The organism is Allobosea sp. 10L422, assembly GCF_056395345.1.
Genome location: NZ_JBFTJI010000004.1, coordinates 242,180 through 258,853, shown reverse-complemented (window position 1 = coordinate 258,853; position 16,674 = coordinate 242,180). Strand labels below are relative to the sequence as shown.

The window sequence follows — 16,674 nt, the reverse complement described above, 5'->3', positions numbered from 1 at the left end:
GCGATGACCGCGGCGGGCCCCCCCGAATAGCGTGATGGCGATGGCGGAGAACGCCTAGACGGCCCGGCTGTAGCGGCGCGGCGACTGTTCGACATGGGCATCGAAAACCGACGCGACCTTGCGCACGAACAGGCGCGCATTCTCCGGGAGCAGCACGCGGCTGCCGTCGAAGTCGACCACCCCCTCCGACGCCAATTGATCGAGGGCGCGCAGCGCAGGGGTCAGCACCTGGGGATCGACAGGGTGCCGCGCGCAGACCGCGTCGATATCCACTGCGAGATCGCACATCACGCGCTCGATCAGTTCCGCCCGCAGACGGTCCTCGGCGCTCAAGCGGTAGCCCCTGGCTGTGGGCAGCACGCTCTCGGCGATGCGCTCCGCATAGCGGCCGGTGACCACCTCGTTCTGGACATAGCCCTGCGGCAGGTGCCCGATCGCCGATGCCCCGAAGCCGATCAGCGCCTCGCAGGGATCGGTTGTGTAGCCCTGGAAGTTGCGGCGGAGCCGGCCTTCCGGCAGCGCCCGGGCCATCGCATCGTCCGGCCGGGCGAAATGATCGAGCCCGATGCGGACATAGCCGGCCGCGGCGAGGCTGCGCGCCATTGCCTCCGCCTGCTCGTGCCGCGCAGGTCCGCCGGGCAGGTCCTCGGTGGCGATCCGGCGCTGGCGCTTCTTGAATTCCGGCACATGGGCGTAGCCGAAAATCGAGAAGCGGTCGGGCGGCATCGCCAGGCATTGCTCGACCGTGTCGAGGCAGGATTGCAGCGTCTGCTGCGGCAGGCCGTAGATCAGGTCGAAGCTGATGGCGCCGATTCCCGCCTCGCGAAGCCCCGCGACCACGGCGGCGGTCTGCTCGACGCTCTGGATGCGGTTGATCGCCTTCTGCACGGCAGGGTCGAAGCTCTGCACTCCGAGGCTCGCGCGGTTCACGCCGGCAGCGGCCAAGGCGGCAGCCATGGGCGGTTCGAGGCGGCGCGGATCGATCTCCACCGCGATCTCGGCGTCGGGGTGGACGGTGAAATGCCGGCGCAGCAATCCGACCAGCGCGACGAAATCCGCCGGCTCGAGGATCGTCGGGGTGCCGCCGCCGAAATGGATGTGACGCACGTCGACGGGAGAGGAAAGGTGCTCGGCCACCAAAGCGATTTCGCCGCGCAGCGCTGCGAGATAGTCGATGATCGGGCCGTTGCGCAGCGCCACCGTGGTGTGGCAACCGCAATACCAGCACATCGAGCGGCAGAACGGGACGTGCAGGTAGAGCGACGTGGTCGTCCCGGCCGCAAGCGTCTTCAGCCACTTCGCATAGGATGGCCCGTCCACTTCCGCGTGGAAGTGAGGGGCTGTCGGGTAGCTGGTGTAACGCGGCAGCCGCTCGTCTCGATATGGCGTGGCCTGCATGGCGCGGCTCCAGTCGACGTTCAATTGAGCCCTTGTTTAGTTGTCAGGCCCAATCGTCGTCTTTGACATGCGGCAAACAGCGATGTGTCAGCCGGCTTCCATGCGCGCGTCAGTTAGAGACCGTCTGGAAACTCCAGCCCTCATCCCGAGGAGCGCCGTAAGGCGCGTCTCGAAGGATAGTCGAGAGGGTTCAGGAGCCTCCTGGAGCATCCTTCGAGACGCCATTCCCAAGGGAATGGCTCCTCAGGATGAGGGCTCAGTGAATTTTCTAGCGGGCTCTTGGGCTCTGTCAGCGGGTCCAAGCTCCTGCGCCGCAACGGTTCGGACCGCCAGTGTGAGCTGGTCGAGCAGCCGGGCCGCCAATCGTGTGCGCTGCCAGTAAAGCGCAACCTCGATCCGCCTCTGAGGCGGCAGCTCGATGAGGCGGCCGGCGGCAACCAGCGGGCTCGCGAGAGACACAGGGGCCATCGACCATCCAAGCCCGGCAAGCGTCATGTCCAGCATGCCCTGGGTCGATGGCGTCCAGTGAATGGGCGGCGAGATCGTCGCTCCCCATGCCTCCCGCGCCCATCGAGACTGCAGTTCATCGCGACGGTCGAAGCGCATCATCGGCGCGCGCTGCAAGCTCGATGCATCGACGCCCGCCGGAAAATGCCTGCTCGCAAATACCGGACTGGCCACGGCCAGGTATTCGACGATGCCGAGCGGATGAATTCTGCAGCCGACGACGGGGGCCGGGTCCGCCGTCACCGCCGCCAGGACATCGCCAGTGCGAAGCCGCTCGGCAGTATGGGCCTCGTCGTCCAGAACAAGATCGAGCAAGCCACCTGTTTCAGCCGCAAATTGAGCTGCTGCCCGGGGAAACCATGTGCTGACGCTGTCGGCGTTGACCGCGACACGCATCGCATAGGAGCCGGTTTCCGGACCGGCCGTCAGCCCGGGCAGAGCGCCGACGACTTCGGTCTCGATGAGCCGGACCTGCTCGACATGGGCACACAGCCTGGCGCCGATCTCCGTGGGGCGGCAAGGCGTGCCTCTCGTCAGGAGGATCGCTCCGAGCCTTTCCTCGAGTCCTTTTACGCGCTGGGAGACGGCCGACGGCGTAACGCCCAGCGCCGCCGCCGCCTTCTCGAAACTGCCTTCGCGCGCGACGGCGGCGACTGCTGCCAGCGCCTGATAGTCGAGCATTAGTCTTCCTAAATCGTCGTAAGAGAATTTAGTTAGACTACATTGGTGGCCGGGCGCATCAAGCCCGCATGACCAGCGCTCTCCTGCCAGCCTTCGCCAAGGGCTTTGCCCTCTCCGCCGGCCTCATCATCGCCATCGGCGCCCAGAACATGTTCGTGCTCCGACAGGGGCTGAAGCGCGAGCATGTCTGGCCCATCGTCCTCTTCTGCGCAGCGGCCGATGCCTGCCTGATCGTCGCGGGGGTGAGCGGCCTCGGCAGCGTGCTGGCGGTCGTTCCGGGATTGTCGCTGGCTCTCGGCCTTGGCGGCGCTGCCTTCCTCGCCTGGTACGGTGTCTCGGCGCTGCGTCGGGCAGCCAGCCCAACCGCACTCATCGTCGATCAGCAGGTGGGTGTCAGTCTCGGTGCCGCACTTGCGGGCACCGCGGCCTTCACCTTCCTCAACCCGCATGTCTATATCGACACGGTCATGCTGATGGGCGCCGTCGGGACGAGCCTGCCTCCTGTCGAGCGCGCGCCGTTCATGGCCGGAGCGGCGAGCGCGAGCTTCGCCTGGTTCGCTTCGCTGGGCTTCGGCGCTCGCTTCCTGGCGCCGCTCTTCGCCAAGCCGGCAGCGTGGCGCATCCTGGATCTCGCGATCGGCGTCATGATGCTGGCGCTCGCCGCGAGCCTGCTTCGCGGCGCGCTGGCGAGTTGACGCGCGCTAAGCCCTCTGCATCAGGGCCGAACGCAGCTCAAGCAGTTCCTCGCACACCGCCTCGAGCTCCTGCACCGCGAAGCCGTCGCGAAGAGCGGGGCAGTGTTCGGCGAGCCTGCCGCCGAGAATGCCGGTGAAGACGACCTTGCCTTCAGGCGAGACGACGAGACCGTTTTCCTGCTCGAACGACGCATTCCAGGCGACGGCTTCGGCTTCTGTGATGCCCGCCGGAAGGTCGAGTTCGAGCGCGCCATCGACGAGCCGGACCGGATAGCCGCCGGGCAGGCCGTTCGGCCCCGGCACATGCCCGCGCCAGGAGCGGCCAGCGGCCATGGCGAGCAGCATCGGGACGCCACTCGCGCCGGAGATCTCGATGACCGGTTCGGGCGTGAGCTGGATGTCTGCGAAGCGCGCGTAGACGTCCGCAACCTCAGCACCGTCCAGCCAGACGCGCGGCGGCCGCCCACCCCGATCTTCCGGCCGGCGGCGCCAGGCAGCGAGGTTCTGGTAGTGGGCGAGAACCTCGACCTCGCTTCCCGCTGGCGTGGCGGCCGAACCGGCGAAGACGTTGGACAGGATCGCGACATTGCCCATGCCGCAGGCGACGTCATGGCCCATCGCGCGGATCATGCCGTTGACCACGTCGGGAAAGCCGCAATTGACCAGTGTCACCGGCTTGCCGGCGCGCGTGATCGCCGCAGCGACGCGCGACGAGAGCAGCGCCTGGAACACCGCCGTGGCGCTCAGGCCGCCCTCGGCCACGAGCTGCGTCCAGGCATTGCCGCTCTGGGCGATCACCTGCGAGGTCTGGATCGAGGCAGCCTGGACGACGATTCGCGGGCCGGTCTCCGCGAGCATCTCGTCCGAGGCGTTCGGAGCAAGCAGGTCCACCGCATGGGTGGTAAAGCGCGCCTTCTTGCCGAACAGCGCCGCGCGGGCATTCGCAGCGGTCCGCAGCCAGTTCAGGCGCTCGCGATTGCGGCCGGCGATAACAACCTCGACAGGCTCGTCGGCCGTCGCGGCGATGTCGAAGGCGATGCGCGCAGCAAAGCCGCCGGTTCCGGAAACAAGGATATCGCAGCCAGCCATCTCAGCGCCCGATTGCCATCGCCGCCCTGTCCCAGCAATCATCGAGCCGAGGTGAGAGCTTATGCTTCATGATGCGCTGGCTCGCCGTGCGTTCGAACTCGTCGACGACGGCGATGTAGCGCGGGTTCTGGTAGGGCGCGAGGCGTTGGCCGAGCCAGCCGGACAGCGCTTGCGGATCGATGACGGCGCCGCCGCGCGGCTTGATGAAGAGCTTGATGTCCTGCTCGCCGACATCGGCGGCGACGCCGATCATCGCGCAATCCTCGACCGCCTCATGCTCGGCCGCGACATGCTCGACCTCCCAGGCCGAGACGTTCTCGCCCCTGCAGCGCACGCTGTCGGTCATCCGGCCATGGAAATAGAGATTGCCGTCGGCATCGAAGGAGCCGAGATCGCCGGTGTGGAAGCCGTCCGCGCGCAGGGCCTTCGCCGTCGCCTCCGGATTGTCGAGATAGCCGGGGAAGATCGCGCCGGGGATGCTGGTCTCGATCACGATCTCACCGCGCTCGCCGGTGGTGACCGCCCTGCCCTCGGCATCCTGCAGCTTCACCGTGAACCACGGCATCGGCGTTCCGACCGATCCCACGGCACCGGTCACATTGCAGGTCGTGAGGCTGGAAGCTTCGGTCATGCCGTAGCATTCGCGGATATCGATGCCGAAGCGATCGCGGAACGCAGGCCAGATGTCGGCGGGACAGCCGCCGCCCCAGGCGATGCGCACGCCATGTTCGCGATCGCGCGGCGAAGCCGGCTGCTTGAGCAGGATTTGCAGGATGCCGCCGAGGTAGTGGATATGGCTCGCACCCTCCGCCCTGACCTGATCCCAGAAGCGGCTGGCGCTGAATCGCTCGACCATGGCGAGCGTGATGCCTCGGATCATCGGCAGGGGCAGGAGCTGCGCGCCGCCGATATGGTAGAGCGGCTCCCAGACGAAGAAGACGTCATCCTGCTTCGCGTCGGACAGCAGCGCGACGCTCTCCGCCGCGAGCCGCAGCATGCGGTGCGAGACGATCACGCCCTTCGGCCGCCCGGTCGTCCCGGAGGTGTACATGATCGCGAAAACCGCATCGGCCGGCGGCGCGGGATCCTCGAAGACGTCGGTGCCGGTCAGAACCGCATCGAGCTCGCCGCCCGGCGCATGCGCGAGCCGCGGCAGCTCCGCTTCCGACGCCATCGCCTCGGCGATCTCCGGCACGAGCTCGGCATCGGCGACGACGAGGCGTGGTTGCGAATGGGTCAGAAGATAGCGCAGCCCCTCGCCGCGCTGCTGGGCGTTGACCGGCACCCAGGCGACGCCGGCCCGGGCGAGGCCGAAGACCACTGCGATGGCCGCGATCGAATTGCGCATCATCACGGCGACCCGATCGCCGGCCACGATGCCGCGCGCTCGCAGATGTCCGGCGAAGGCGGCCGAGCGCCGCTCGATCTCGGCATAAGTCACGGGCTCGCCGCAGAAGCGCGCATAGACGCGCTCCGGCTGCGCCTTGGCATGCGCTGTCAGAAGGCTCACGAAGCCGTTTTCGTCGGGGGGCGTCATGTTCGTCGGTCAGTCGTGTCGGGAAGAGGAGCGGAAGCGTTCCGCGATGAGCAGCATCGCCGTCACCACGACGAAGACCACGACGGACACCGCCGCGAGCGTCGGGTTGAGCTGCAGGATCATGTCGTCCCACATCTGCTTGGGCAGCGTCGTCTTGATGCCGCCCGAGACGAAGATCGCGATGGTCAGTTCGTCGAAGGAGGTGATGAAGGCGAAGAGGAAGGCGGCGACGAGGCCGCCCTTGACCAACGGGATGGTGACGCCCGTCAGCGTCCGCACCCGGTTGGCGCCGAGCGTCGCCGCCGCCTGATCGAGGCGCTGGTCATAGGTCTTCAGCACGGCGGCGGTGGTGACGAGCGTGAAGGGAATCGCCAGCACCGTGTGACCGATGACGAGGCCGAGATCGGTCGCGATCAGCCCCAGCCGCGCGAAAAGGTAGAACAACCCGACGGCGATGACGATGCGCGGCACGATCATCGGCGCGAGGAAGAAGGCGAAGATCAGCCCGGCCCAGCGGGTGCGGCTGTTCGCCAGAGCCAGCGCCGTGAAGCCGCCGATCGCTGTCGCCGCGAGGGCCGTGACGAAGGCAACCGCGAAAGAGCGGATCGTCGCCTGAATCCACAAAGGCGAGCTGAAATAGGTCTGGAACCAGCTCAACCCATAGCCGGGCGGCGGGAACTCCAGGAACTGCGAGGAGGTGAAGGCCAGCGGGATGACGAGCAGCGTAGGCAACACCAGGAAGGCGATGACGAGCCAGCAGAAGCCGGGCAGCAGCATCGCGCAGACGCGTTTGCCGAGCAGCGAGCGTGCGAACTCCGCGAGCCGCCCCACCACCGCCGCGATGGCGGAGAGAATCGCCAGGCCGAGGTCGCGAATACGGCCGGTGCCGACCTGAGCCGAGCCGCCGGCGATGGTCGAGAGCCCGAAGATCCGGTCGTAGACAACGCAGGAAATCAGAGCCGCCGCCAGCATCATCGCGGAGAGCGCCCCGGCGAAGGACCAGTTCAGCAGCTCCTGCACCTGCGTAATGATGAGCTGCGCGAGCATCGTCTCCTGGCGCCCGCCGAGGAAGGCCGGGACGATGAAGAAACCGAGCGAGGAGATGAAGACGAGCAGCCCCGCCGCCGCCACGCCGGGCAGCGAGAGCTTGAAATAGACCAGCCAGAAGGCGCGCACCGGGGCGGCCCCCAGCGTCTGCGCCGCCTGAACGAGGCGCCGGTCGATGCCGGCCATCACCGGCAGCATGGTCAGCACCGCCAACGGAACCATGGCGTGGACCATGCCGACCATGACGCCGAACTGGTTGTTGATCAGCGACAGCGGCTGGTCGACCACATGCGAGCCGGTCAGCAGGGAGTTGATCACGCCGCTGCGGCCCAGGATCAGCATCCAGGCGAAGGTCTTGACGAGATAGCTCGTCCAGAACGGCACCATGACGAAAAGCAGCATCCGCCCCCGGAACATATCGGGCAGGCGCGCCAGCCAGTAAGCGAGCGGATAGCTGATCAGCAGCGACCACAGCGCCGTCCAGCCGGCGATGCGGAAGGTGATGCCGAGCACGCGCAGATAGACGTCGGTCGCGGCGATGCGCTGATAGGAGCCCGCCGAGAAAGCTCCGCTCTCCGGGTCGACGATGCTCAGGCCGAGGAGCTGCGCGACCGGCCAGACGAAGAAGACCGCGAGGAACAGGATGCCGGGCACCGCCAGCCAGAGGGCATTGGGGCGCAGCCTGCTCGTGCGCGCCGGCGCGCTGCTGATGCTCACGGCGCTCATGCGACCAGCACCGCCTTGTCGCGTGGCCAGCCGGCGACAATGACCTCGTCGATCGTCGGCACCGCATCGTCGGGGCCGAGGCGCAACACGAGCTGACCGCCATCCTTGAGCGTGGCGATGACGCGCGTCTCGGAGCCGGCATAGACGATCTCGCAGACCCGCCCGTTCACAGCGTTTTCGTCCAGCGCGCCGAGGCGCAGGTTCTCGGGCCGGATCACCAGCGCCGCATCCTGGCTCTCGCAATGCGCCCCGCGCGGCAAGGCGAAGCGGCCATGCGCCGTTTCAAGCGAGCCGTTGCCGTCCCAGCGGCCGCGGAAGATGTTGGAAATGCCGATAAAATCGGCGGCGAAAGCGGTGCGCGGTCGCTCGTAGATCTCGCGCGGTGTGCCGAGCTGCTCGATCTTGGCATGGTTCATCAGGCAAATGCGGTCAGACATCGCGAGCGCCTCCTCCTGATCATGCGTGACATAGACAATGGTGGCGCCGCTCTCGCGGTGCAGGCGCTTGATCTCGATCTGCATGTGCTCGCGCAGCTTCTTGTCGAGTGCGCCGAGCGGCTCGTCCATCAGGATGATCGAGGGCTGGTAGACGAAGCAGCGTGCCAGCGCGACGCGCTGCTGCTGGCCACCGGACAATTCGCGCGGGAAGCGCCCCGCGAGATGCCCGAGATGCACCATCTCCAAGGTTTCCGAGACACGCTTCGCGATCTCCGCGCCCGGGCGCCCACGCATCTTGAGCGGAAAGGCGATGTTCTCCGCCACCGTCAGATGCGGAAACAGCGCATAATGCTGGAAGACGAGGCCGATATCGCGCTGATGCACCGGCATGGCCGACTGGTCCCGGCCATCGATGACGACCCTGCCCTCGCTCGCCTCGACCAGCCCGCAGATGAGCTGCAGCAGCGTCGTCTTGCCGGAGCCCGAAGGCCCCAGCAAAGTCAGGAACTCGCCCTCGGCGACACTGAGCGAGCTGGGCTCGAGGGCCGTGGTCGCGCCGTAGCGCTTGCACAGGCCCTCGACGACGAGCTTGGCGGTTCTTGTTTGGGTCATGGTCATCGCGGCGCTCGTCGCCATCGCCATCAGGTCAGGAGCCAGGAGTTGAACCGCTCGCTCACCTTGGCGCGGTTGGCGCTCCACCAATCCTCATTGGCGATGGCCATCAGTTTCAGGTTCTCCGGCGAGGTCGGCAGGACCTTGGCGCGCTCGGCGGGGATCGTCTGATAGGCGTCGAGGTTGGTCGGGCCATAGGCCAGGGCGTCGGTGAAGACCGCCTGCGCCTTCGGGTCCGAGCAGAAGCGGACGAACTGGCGGGCGACATCCGCCTTCGGCCCCCCCTTCGGCAGACCCCAGCCCTCGATCGAATAGAGGCCCTGGTTCCAGATGATCTTGGCCGGAGCGCCGCCATCAATCGCCGCCTGAAGGCGGGCGTTCCAGCCCGTGGTCATGTCGACCTCGCCACTCTGCAGGAGCTGCGTCGACTGGGCGCCGCCGGTCCACCAGACCGCGATATGCGGCTTGATCTTGTCGAGCACCTTGAAGGCGCGTTCGACATCGAGCGGGTAGAGCTTGTCGAGCGGCACGCCGTCGGCGAGCAGGGCCTGCTCGAGGCTGTCGATCGGGTTCTTGCGCATCGAGCGCCGGCCCGGGAACTTCTCGACATTGAAGAAGTCGGTCCAGCTCGCCGGCGCGTTCTTCACCTTGTCGGTCCGGTAGGCGAAGATCGTCGAATAGACGTCGGTGCCCATGAATTCGGGCGAGATCGCCTGCGGCATCAGCTTCGGCACGTCGGCATGGGCGAAGCCGATCGGATCGAGCAACCCTTGCGCCTTCAGGATATCGCGGGCCGAGAGCGTCAGCGTGCAGACGTCCCAGGTATAGGATTTGGTTTCGACCATCGCCTTGAACTGGGCGGTCGGCTCGGCTTCGCGGGCGACGTTGACCACCTTGTTGCCGGTCGCCTTCTCGAAGGGATCGTAGAAAGCCTTGCGGAAGGCCAGGCCGAACGGGCCGCCGGGATCGGCGACGGTGATCTGGGTCGCCGCCCTGGCCGTGCCGATGAGATAGGGCGCCGCGAGCGCGCCGGCGGCAGCGCCGCCAGCGAGCTGCAGCAGGGTACGCCTCGTCGGATTCGTGGTTTTGTTCATCGTCTTCTCCCCTTCAAGCGGTTTTCCGCATTTCCCCATGGGTGGTCAGATCAGCAGGCGCTCTGGCCTTCAGGCGCTCTTGCGCGCAGCGCGCTTGGCGAGGAACTCTTCCATCATCCGCGCCGGTTCGCCGGAGGCGTAGGCCTCGCGCTGCGTGCGGATGCCGGCGGCGAGACACTCGCGGAAGCTCTCCTCGGTCACCTCGCGGAAGCGGGCCTTGTTGAGCCGCATGGCGACCGGCGCCTTCGCCGCGAGTTCATCGGCCAGGGCAAGCGTTGCCTCCATGACCTTCTCCTTCGGCACGATCCGGTTGATCAGGCCGATGCGGAAGCACTCGTCGGCATCCATCATGCGGCCGGTCAGGGTCAGGTCGATCGTCCGGGCAAGCCCGATCATCTCCTTCATGATCCAGGGACCGGTGACCGAGGCGATGCCGGAATTGATCTCGGGCTGGCCCATGGTGACGCCGTCATGGCCGATACGCAGGTCGCAGAGCAGCGCGACCTGGAAGGCAGAGCCGGCTGCAACGCCGTTCAGCGCCGCAATGATCGGCTTCGAGAGCGAACGAATCCGGTCGTAGAGGCGCTCCCATTCGCCCATCCAGACTTCGGCCCGGTCGGCATCGAAAGTCTTGGTCTCGTTCAGGTCCTGGCCGGCGCCGAAGGCGCGATCGCCCGCACCGGTGAGGATGATGGCGCGCACCGCCTGGTTCGCCTCCAGCTCCTCCAGCCCCTCGACGAGGCGGGCGCGCATCGGCGCATTCCAGGCGTTGAGGACCTGCGGGCGGTTGAGGGTCAGGATGCCGACCGCGCCGCGCACCTCGACCAGAACGGAATCCTTCATGACGCTCTCCGATGAATGTTTATTTCTATACGATAACTTCTATTGAATAGTCGACGAAGTTGCGCCACCTTGTCAAGGCCGTCGGTCACAGCCATTGATCGATTCAGGAGAGCTGGCCCCGATGACGATGCCCGAAGCGAGACAGAACGGCCGCAAGCGCGCAGCCGCGGCAGGCGAAGGAGCCGGCCGCAAGGACGACGTGCTGATGGTCAATTCGGTCGAGAAGGCGTTCCGGGTGCTCTCCGCCTTCGGACGCCAGCACCAGACACTGAACCTGTCGCAGGTCGCGTCCGAAACCGGCATGGACCTCAGCGCCGCGCAGCGCTTTACGCATACGCTGACCAAGCTCGGCTATCTCAGGAAGGATGCGCAGACCAAGCGCTTCGAACTGACCGCCAAGACGCTCGATCTCGGCTACCATTTCGTGCGCAGCAGCCGCCTGCTCGACCGGGCGATGCCCTATCTCATGCATCTCAGCAAGGAGACGGAGGAGACCATCAACCTGACCGTGCGGGACGGGACCGAGATCATCTTCGTCTCACGCTTCCTCAGCCGGCACGTGCTGAATACCGACGTCATCATCGGCACACGGATGCCGGCCTATGCGACGGCGCCGGGCATCGCCATGCTGTCGCGCCTGCCCGAGGAGGAGGCGATGGCGATCATCGATGCGTCCGACCTCAAGCAACACACCCCTTCGACCACCTGGCAGCGCGAGGCGCTGCGCGAGAAGCTGCGCCAGTCGGCGGCCCAGGGCTACGCCACCGCCTTTGAAGAGGTCTATCTCGGTGATGCCTCGATAGCGGCCGTGATCGTCGATCATTACGGTCACCCGGAGGCCGCCGTCAATATCGCCACTTCGACGTCGCGTTACAGCCATGCCGAGGTCGTTGCGCGCTTCTCCTCGCTCGTCATCGCAACCGCCCACGCCATTTCCCGCGTCTGAGCAGCGCCGAGGAAGCGCTTGACAGCCCGACTGCCGACTTATCATTATTCAAGAGAATTTATTGCATTGAAATAATCTATCAGGATTCGCATGGACGCTCCGAAGCCCCAGTTCCGCCGCGTGGCGGTGCGCGCCGGACAGCAGGCGACGCTCAGCTTCGAAGGCACGACCATAACGGCGACGGCGGGCGACAGCGTTCTTGCAGCGCTGCTCGAAAGCGGCGCACTGATCCGCCGGCTCGAGTTCGGCGGCGAGCCGCGCGCCGGCTTCTGCCTCATGGGCGCCTGCCAGGACTGCTGGGTCTGGAGCGCGGAAGGCGGACGGATCAGGGCCTGCACCACGCCGGTCTCCGACGGCATGATCCTGTTCGCCGAGCCGCAGCCGATGGCCGCCATTCATGGCTGAGATCGTCATCATCGGCGCCGGCCCGGCCGGCATCGGCGCTGCCGAGGTGCTGTGCGCGAAAGGGCTGAGGCCCATTCTGATCGATGAGGGGGCCAGGGCGGGTGGGCAAGGCTATCGCCGCCCGTCCGAAGACCTCGCCTTGGACATGAACCGCCTGATGGGCTCGGAAGCGCAGCGCTACACCGCGCTGCACAGCCGTTTCGAAGCGCTCCTCCCCGCAATCGACTATCGCCCGCGCACGCTGGTATGGGCCATCGACGGCAACCAGCTGCATCTCCTGCACGAGGGCAAGGCCGAGGCGCTGTCCTTCGACAAGCTTCTGATCGCGAGCGGCGCGATGGACCGTATCGCTCCCCTGCCCGGCTGGACGCTGCCGGGTGTCTTCACCCTCGGCGGCGCACAGGTGGCGCTCAAGGATCAGGGTTGTCTGATCGGGAGCCGCGTCGCTTTCCTCGGCGCCTCGCCGCTGCTGGCGCTGGCGGCCAAGCAGTATCGCGACATGGGCGCTGAGATCGCCGTCATCGCGGACACCACCCCGTTTGCGGCCAAGCTCGCCGCCTTTCCGGCATTGCTGAGAGCGCCGCGCACCCTGCTCCGCGGGCTTTGGTATATGGCAGCGTCGCTGCAAGCAGGAACCGCCATGCTGCATGGGGTGACGCCGATCGCAATCGAGGGCCGGAACCGTGTCGAGGCGCTCGTGCTGCGCGACACCGGCGGACGCGAGCGCCGCTTCGCCTGCGACGCGGTGGCGCTTGGCTATGGCCTGAAGCCCGAAACGCAGCTTGCCGACCTGGCCGGGGCGCAATTCGCTTACGACGCCGATTTTAGGCTGTTCCTGCCGGTGATCGACGGAATGGGCCGGTCGCGGCCGGGCCTTTATCTGGCCGGCGACGGCGTGCGGATCGGCGGCGCCGATGCCGCTGAGGCAAGCGGGGCTCTGGCCGCCCATGCGATCCTGTCCGATCTCGGGCAGGCCCAAGAAATCGACGCCGCACGCGCACTGGCACGACGGGTCGAGCGCCTGCGCGACTTCCAGCGCGGGCTTGCGCGCGCCTTCGCCTGGCCGAAGGCACAAATCGCAGGCCTGCCCGATTCCGTGACCCTCTGCCGCTGCGAGAACGTGACCATCGGCGAGGTCCGCTCGGCTATGGCGAAGGAGCTCGGCCCGATCGAGGTCAACCGGGTGAAGGCGATGACACGTTGCGGAATGGGGCGCTGCCAAGGCCGCGTCTGCGGCCCGGCCCTGCAGGAGATCGTCGCGGCCGGTGCCGGTGGCGACGGCGTCGCAGCCGGGCGGCTGCGTGGCCAGGCGCCGGTCAAGCCGATCGCGCTCGCGGCAGCCGGAGATGCGGCATGAACGGGCCCACGACGGATGTCGCCATCGTCGGCGGCGGGCTCATCGGCGCCTGGACCGCCTACTTCCTGGCACGGTGCGGCCAGCGCGTGACCCTGATCGAGAAGGGCGTCGTCGGCGCCCAGTCGAGCGGCGTCAACTTCGGCAATCTGCGCCTCCAGGGACGATTTCCCGGCCAGTACCCCCTCTCGCTCCGCTCCCAGGCGCTGTGGGAGGATTTTGAAGCGTTGATCGGCGAAGACTGCGAGTTCGAGCAGACCGGGCACCTCTACCTCGCCTATGACGAGGAGGAGCACGCCAGGCTCGAAGGCTACGCCAAAATCTCCGAATCCTATGGCCTCGCCATCGAGCGCGTCGGCCCCGCCGATCTGAGGAGGCGCTGGCCCTGGCTGACCGAGCGTGCCGTCGCCGCCACCTACTCGGCCCGTGACGCCACCGCCAATCCGCGCCTTGCCACGCCCGCCGTCGTGCGCGCCGCAGCGCGGCATGGGGCCGTCATTCGCGAGAACACGCGCGTCGCCTCGATCGATCGTTCGGGCGATGGCTTCGTGCTGGCGCTCGCGGATGGCGGGACTCTGAGCTGCGGCGCGCTCGTCAACAGCGCCGGTGCCTGGGCGCTGGAGATCGCGGAGCGCTTCGGCGAAACGGCGCCGCTGTTTCCCGCCGGCCCGCCTCAGTTCGTGACGGAACCCTTCCCCTATCTGATCGAGCCTTCCGTCCAGGCGATCGACGGCTCGGTCATCTTCCGCCAGATTCCGCGCGGCAACATCATTCTCGCCGGCTATCCGCGCACGGCCGCCGACCCGCTGGCGAACCGCGCGCCCGTGCCGCCGCTCAAGACGCTCGCCGCGATGAAGGCGCTGGCGCGCGTCGCGCCCATGCTCGCGCAATGCCATGTCATCCGCGTCTGGTCGGGGATCGAGGCCTATCTGCCCGACATGATCCCGGTGATCGGCCCGAGCGAGACGACGCCTGGGCTGTTCCACGCCTTCGGCTTCTGCGGCCATGGCTTCCAGATCGGCCCCGGCGTGGGGCTCTGCCTGAGCGAGATGATCCTCGACGGTGGGACGCCGACCCCTCTGGAGCCGTTCTCGATCGGGCGCTTCCGCTCGGCAACAACAGTGAGCGAGAAGTTCCGCAAAGAATTCGACTGAACCGGCCGATCAACGCGCGGCCGTTCGAGCGCCGGTCATGTCCGCGCAAGGATGAGGCGCGCCCGCGTCATCCCGCCCTCGCGTCGCACCGCAAGTTCTCCGCCATGAGCCTTCGCGACCTCCAGCGCGATGGACAGCCCCAGCCCCGAACCGCTGGAGGCAGCGCCCTTCGCGAAAGGGCGGAACAGCTCCGCGGACGGCTCCGGAAATCCGTCGCCATCATCGGCGACGTCGACCCAGAGGTGCTCTGCGTCTTCGCCCACGGTCACGACAAGCCGGCTGTCGGCACCGTGCTTCAATGCATTGTCGATCAGGTTCCCCAGAGCTTCGCGCAGGCTCACCGCATCGCCATTCACGATTGGCGGCGGCTCGGCCGGGATGAAGGCGATGTCGACCTCGCGGGGCAGCGAGAGCGGCACCGTCTTGGCCAAAACGGCTTTGGCCAGCTGGTTGAGATCGACCGCTGCCGCGGCGGCGGCATCCTTGCGGTGAATCACCATCGCATGGTCGAGCAACTGCCCGGTGAGGCGGCCGAGCTCTGCCGTGCGTTCATGGATTCGCTTGACGGTGTCGGCCTTGCGCCGTGATGCGGGCGTCGCGAGCAGGATTTCGACCTGGGCATCGAGCGCCGCCAGCGGCGTGCGGATCTGATGGGCGGCGTCGGCGATGAAGCGCTGCATGATCGCCATGCGCTCGGACAGGCGGCGCATGAAGTCGTCTATCGCCTCGACGAGATTCCGGATTTCCGCCGGAGGCTCGGCCGCGATCGGCCTGAGATCGTCGGGCCGGCGGTTTGCGATCTCGCGCTCGATGCGCGTCAGCGGCTTCAGCGCCAGTGTCACGGCATAGCCCGTCGCGAGAAGGGCGAGCAGGCTCATAACGGTGATGACGCCGAGCGCCTTGAGCGTCAGGTCGCGGGCAAGCGCGCGCCGCGCCTCGGTCGTCTGCGCGACGACGATGGTCGCCCAGTTGTTGGTTCCGGGAAGATCGATCTGCCGGGCCAGGGTGGCGATGCGTACCGGCTGGCCCTGATAGAGGCCGTCCTCAAGGACCACACCGGCGCGGATATCCGCGGGATCGGCCTCCGAAGCGAGATCGTCGTAGCCCGCGACCACGACGCCACGGGGATCGACGATCTTGTAGAAGACGAGGTCATAGGCCGCGAGCGTCGCGATCGCGGAAACGGGCGGATCGAGCGTCACTACCCCGCCCTGGACGTAGACGTTCTCGGCGATCTGCACTGCCCCGCCGGCGAGCAGCCGGTCATAGGCCTGACGCGCCGCCAGAGAGGCCGAATGCCAGGCCGCAAGGCCGAGCACGACCGCTCCCGCCGCCAGCACCGCCGTGAGGACGGCGATGATGCGGAAGCGCAGCGAAAGGCGAAGCTCAGACCACCGCAAGCTGGTAGCCCAATCCGCGCAGGGTCCGGATCTCGACCGGCGTGTCGGCAAGCTTGCGGCGCAGCCGCGCGACGAATTGCTCGACCGCGTTGGGGCTCGGCTCCTGGTCGAAATTGAAGAGCTGCTCGACGAGCTCCTCTTTCGGCACGATCCGTTCGGGCCGGGCGGCGAGGATTTCGAGCACGGTCAGCTCGCGGCGCGTCAGGTTGAGCGGCCGGTCGGCGATGGTCGCGACCCGCCCCGCCCGGTCGATCGCGAGCGGCCCGACTCGCAGCAGATTGTCGGGTTGCCCGGCGCTGCGCCGCAGCAGTGCTCGCGCCCGCGCTTCGAGCTCGCCATAATCGAAGGGCTTGACCAGATAGTCGTCGGCGCCGAGATCGAGCGCCCCGATGCGCTCGTCCACGGCCGAGCGCGCTGTGAGCACCAGCACCGGCGTTGCCAGCCGCCGCGCCCGCATCTGACGGAGAACCGCGAGCCCATCCTGTCCGGGCAGGCTGAGGTCGAGGATGACGAGGTCATAGGCCTGCACCGCCAGCAGTTCGGCCGCCGTAACGCCGTCCTGCTCCCAATCGACGGCGTGGCCAATCTTCTCGAGCCGCATCACCACGGCCTCGGCGATATCGGCGGTGTCTTCGACGACGAGCACGCGCAAGCGGATTGACCTCCCTGGACGCGCTCCGACCCGCCGGGCGGCGCCAGTCAGGTTCACGTCAGCTTACTAGGCTATCCCATCTCGCAAGCGCCCATAA

15 protein-coding genes are annotated in these 16,674 nt (G+C 67.2%); 5 read left to right on the top strand and 10 right to left on the bottom strand.

Going from position 1 to position 16,674, the window contains the following annotated elements; genetic code table 11:
* Positions 1-54 precede the first annotated feature (54 nt).
* Together hemN and AC1DEZ_RS11300 are read right to left on the bottom strand one after the other, a co-directional pair.
* A complete protein-coding gene (hemN, locus tag AC1DEZ_RS11305; protein ID WP_441511424.1) occupies positions 55-1,398 on the bottom strand; it encodes an oxygen-independent coproporphyrinogen III oxidase in 1,344 nt (447 codons plus the stop codon).
* A gap of 243 nt (positions 1,399-1,641) precedes the next feature.
* Positions 1,642-2,586, bottom strand: a complete 945-nt coding sequence (locus tag AC1DEZ_RS11300; protein ID WP_441511423.1) for a LysR family transcriptional regulator ArgP — start codon at positions 2,584-2,586, stop codon at positions 1,642-1,644.
* A 68-nt stretch (positions 2,587-2,654) separates the two neighbouring features.
* Here AC1DEZ_RS11300 and AC1DEZ_RS11295 point away from each other — a divergent pair, with 68 nt between their 5' ends.
* On the top strand, positions 2,655-3,281 hold the full coding sequence (locus AC1DEZ_RS11295; protein ID WP_441511422.1) for a LysE/ArgO family amino acid transporter: 627 nt from the start codon (positions 2,655-2,657) through the stop codon (positions 3,279-3,281).
* Positions 3,282-3,287: 6 nt separating this feature from the next.
* On the opposite strand, the gene AC1DEZ_RS11290 is transcribed toward AC1DEZ_RS11295, so the two are convergent.
* The 6 genes from AC1DEZ_RS11290 to AC1DEZ_RS11265 all read right to left on the bottom strand — a co-directional run bounded on the left by AC1DEZ_RS11290 (position 3,288) and on the right by AC1DEZ_RS11265 (position 10,666).
* Complete coding sequence (locus AC1DEZ_RS11290; protein WP_441511421.1) at positions 3,288-4,370, bottom strand: hypothetical protein; 1,083 nt, start codon at positions 4,368-4,370, stop codon at positions 3,288-3,290.
* Between the two features lies 1 nt (position 4,371).
* Positions 4,372-5,880 (bottom strand): class I adenylate-forming enzyme family protein, encoded by a 1,509-nt coding sequence (locus AC1DEZ_RS11285; RefSeq protein ID WP_441511420.1) that lies wholly within the window; start codon positions 5,878-5,880, stop codon positions 4,372-4,374.
* Between the two features lie 36 nt (positions 5,881-5,916).
* On the bottom strand, positions 5,917-7,680 hold the full coding sequence (locus AC1DEZ_RS11280) for an ABC transporter permease subunit (protein ID WP_441511419.1): 1,764 nt from the start codon (positions 7,678-7,680) through the stop codon (positions 5,917-5,919).
* A complete protein-coding gene (locus AC1DEZ_RS11275) occupies positions 7,677-8,735 on the bottom strand; it encodes an ABC transporter ATP-binding protein (protein ID WP_441511418.1) in 1,059 nt (352 codons plus the stop codon). Before AC1DEZ_RS11275 ends, AC1DEZ_RS11280 begins: the two co-directional genes overlap by 4 nt.
* Before the next feature lie 23 nt (positions 8,736-8,758).
* Complete coding sequence (locus AC1DEZ_RS11270; RefSeq protein WP_441511417.1) at positions 8,759-9,823, bottom strand: ABC transporter substrate-binding protein; 1,065 nt, start codon at positions 9,821-9,823, stop codon at positions 8,759-8,761.
* Between the two features lie 69 nt (positions 9,824-9,892).
* Positions 9,893-10,666, bottom strand: coding sequence for an enoyl-CoA hydratase/isomerase family protein (locus tag AC1DEZ_RS11265; protein WP_441511416.1), 774 nt, complete (start codon positions 10,664-10,666; stop codon positions 9,893-9,895).
* Positions 10,667-10,787: 121 nt separating this feature from the next.
* Between AC1DEZ_RS11265 and AC1DEZ_RS11260 the strand changes: the two genes are divergently transcribed.
* The 4 genes from AC1DEZ_RS11260 (at position 10,788) to AC1DEZ_RS11245 (ending at position 14,525) form a co-directional block, all read left to right on the top strand.
* The gene (locus tag AC1DEZ_RS11260) at positions 10,788-11,612 is read left to right on the top strand and encodes an IclR family transcriptional regulator (protein WP_441511415.1); all 825 of its coding nucleotides are present in this window, start codon (positions 10,788-10,790) and stop codon (positions 11,610-11,612) included.
* 90 nt (positions 11,613-11,702) lie between these two features.
* Positions 11,703-12,017, top strand: coding sequence for a (2Fe-2S)-binding protein (locus tag AC1DEZ_RS11255; protein ID WP_441511414.1), 315 nt, complete (start codon positions 11,703-11,705; stop codon positions 12,015-12,017).
* Positions 12,010-13,374: an FAD/NAD(P)-dependent oxidoreductase gene (locus tag AC1DEZ_RS11250; protein WP_441511413.1), complete on the top strand. Its 1,365-nt coding sequence runs from the start codon at positions 12,010-12,012 to the stop codon at positions 13,372-13,374. Before AC1DEZ_RS11255 ends, AC1DEZ_RS11250 begins: the two co-directional genes overlap by 8 nt.
* Positions 13,371-14,525 (top strand): NAD(P)/FAD-dependent oxidoreductase, encoded by a 1,155-nt coding sequence (locus tag AC1DEZ_RS11245; protein WP_441511412.1) that lies wholly within the window; start codon positions 13,371-13,373, stop codon positions 14,523-14,525. Before AC1DEZ_RS11250 ends, AC1DEZ_RS11245 begins: the two co-directional genes overlap by 4 nt.
* Before the next feature lie 35 nt (positions 14,526-14,560).
* Here AC1DEZ_RS11245 and AC1DEZ_RS11240 read toward each other — a convergent pair whose 3' ends face one another.
* On the bottom strand, positions 14,561-15,925 hold the full coding sequence (locus AC1DEZ_RS11240; protein WP_441511411.1) for a sensor histidine kinase: 1,365 nt from the start codon (positions 15,923-15,925) through the stop codon (positions 14,561-14,563).
* Positions 15,912-16,577: a response regulator gene (locus AC1DEZ_RS11235; RefSeq protein ID WP_441511410.1), complete on the bottom strand. Its 666-nt coding sequence runs from the start codon at positions 16,575-16,577 to the stop codon at positions 15,912-15,914. Before AC1DEZ_RS11235 ends, AC1DEZ_RS11240 begins: the two co-directional genes overlap by 14 nt.
* Positions 16,578-16,674 lie beyond the last annotated feature (97 nt).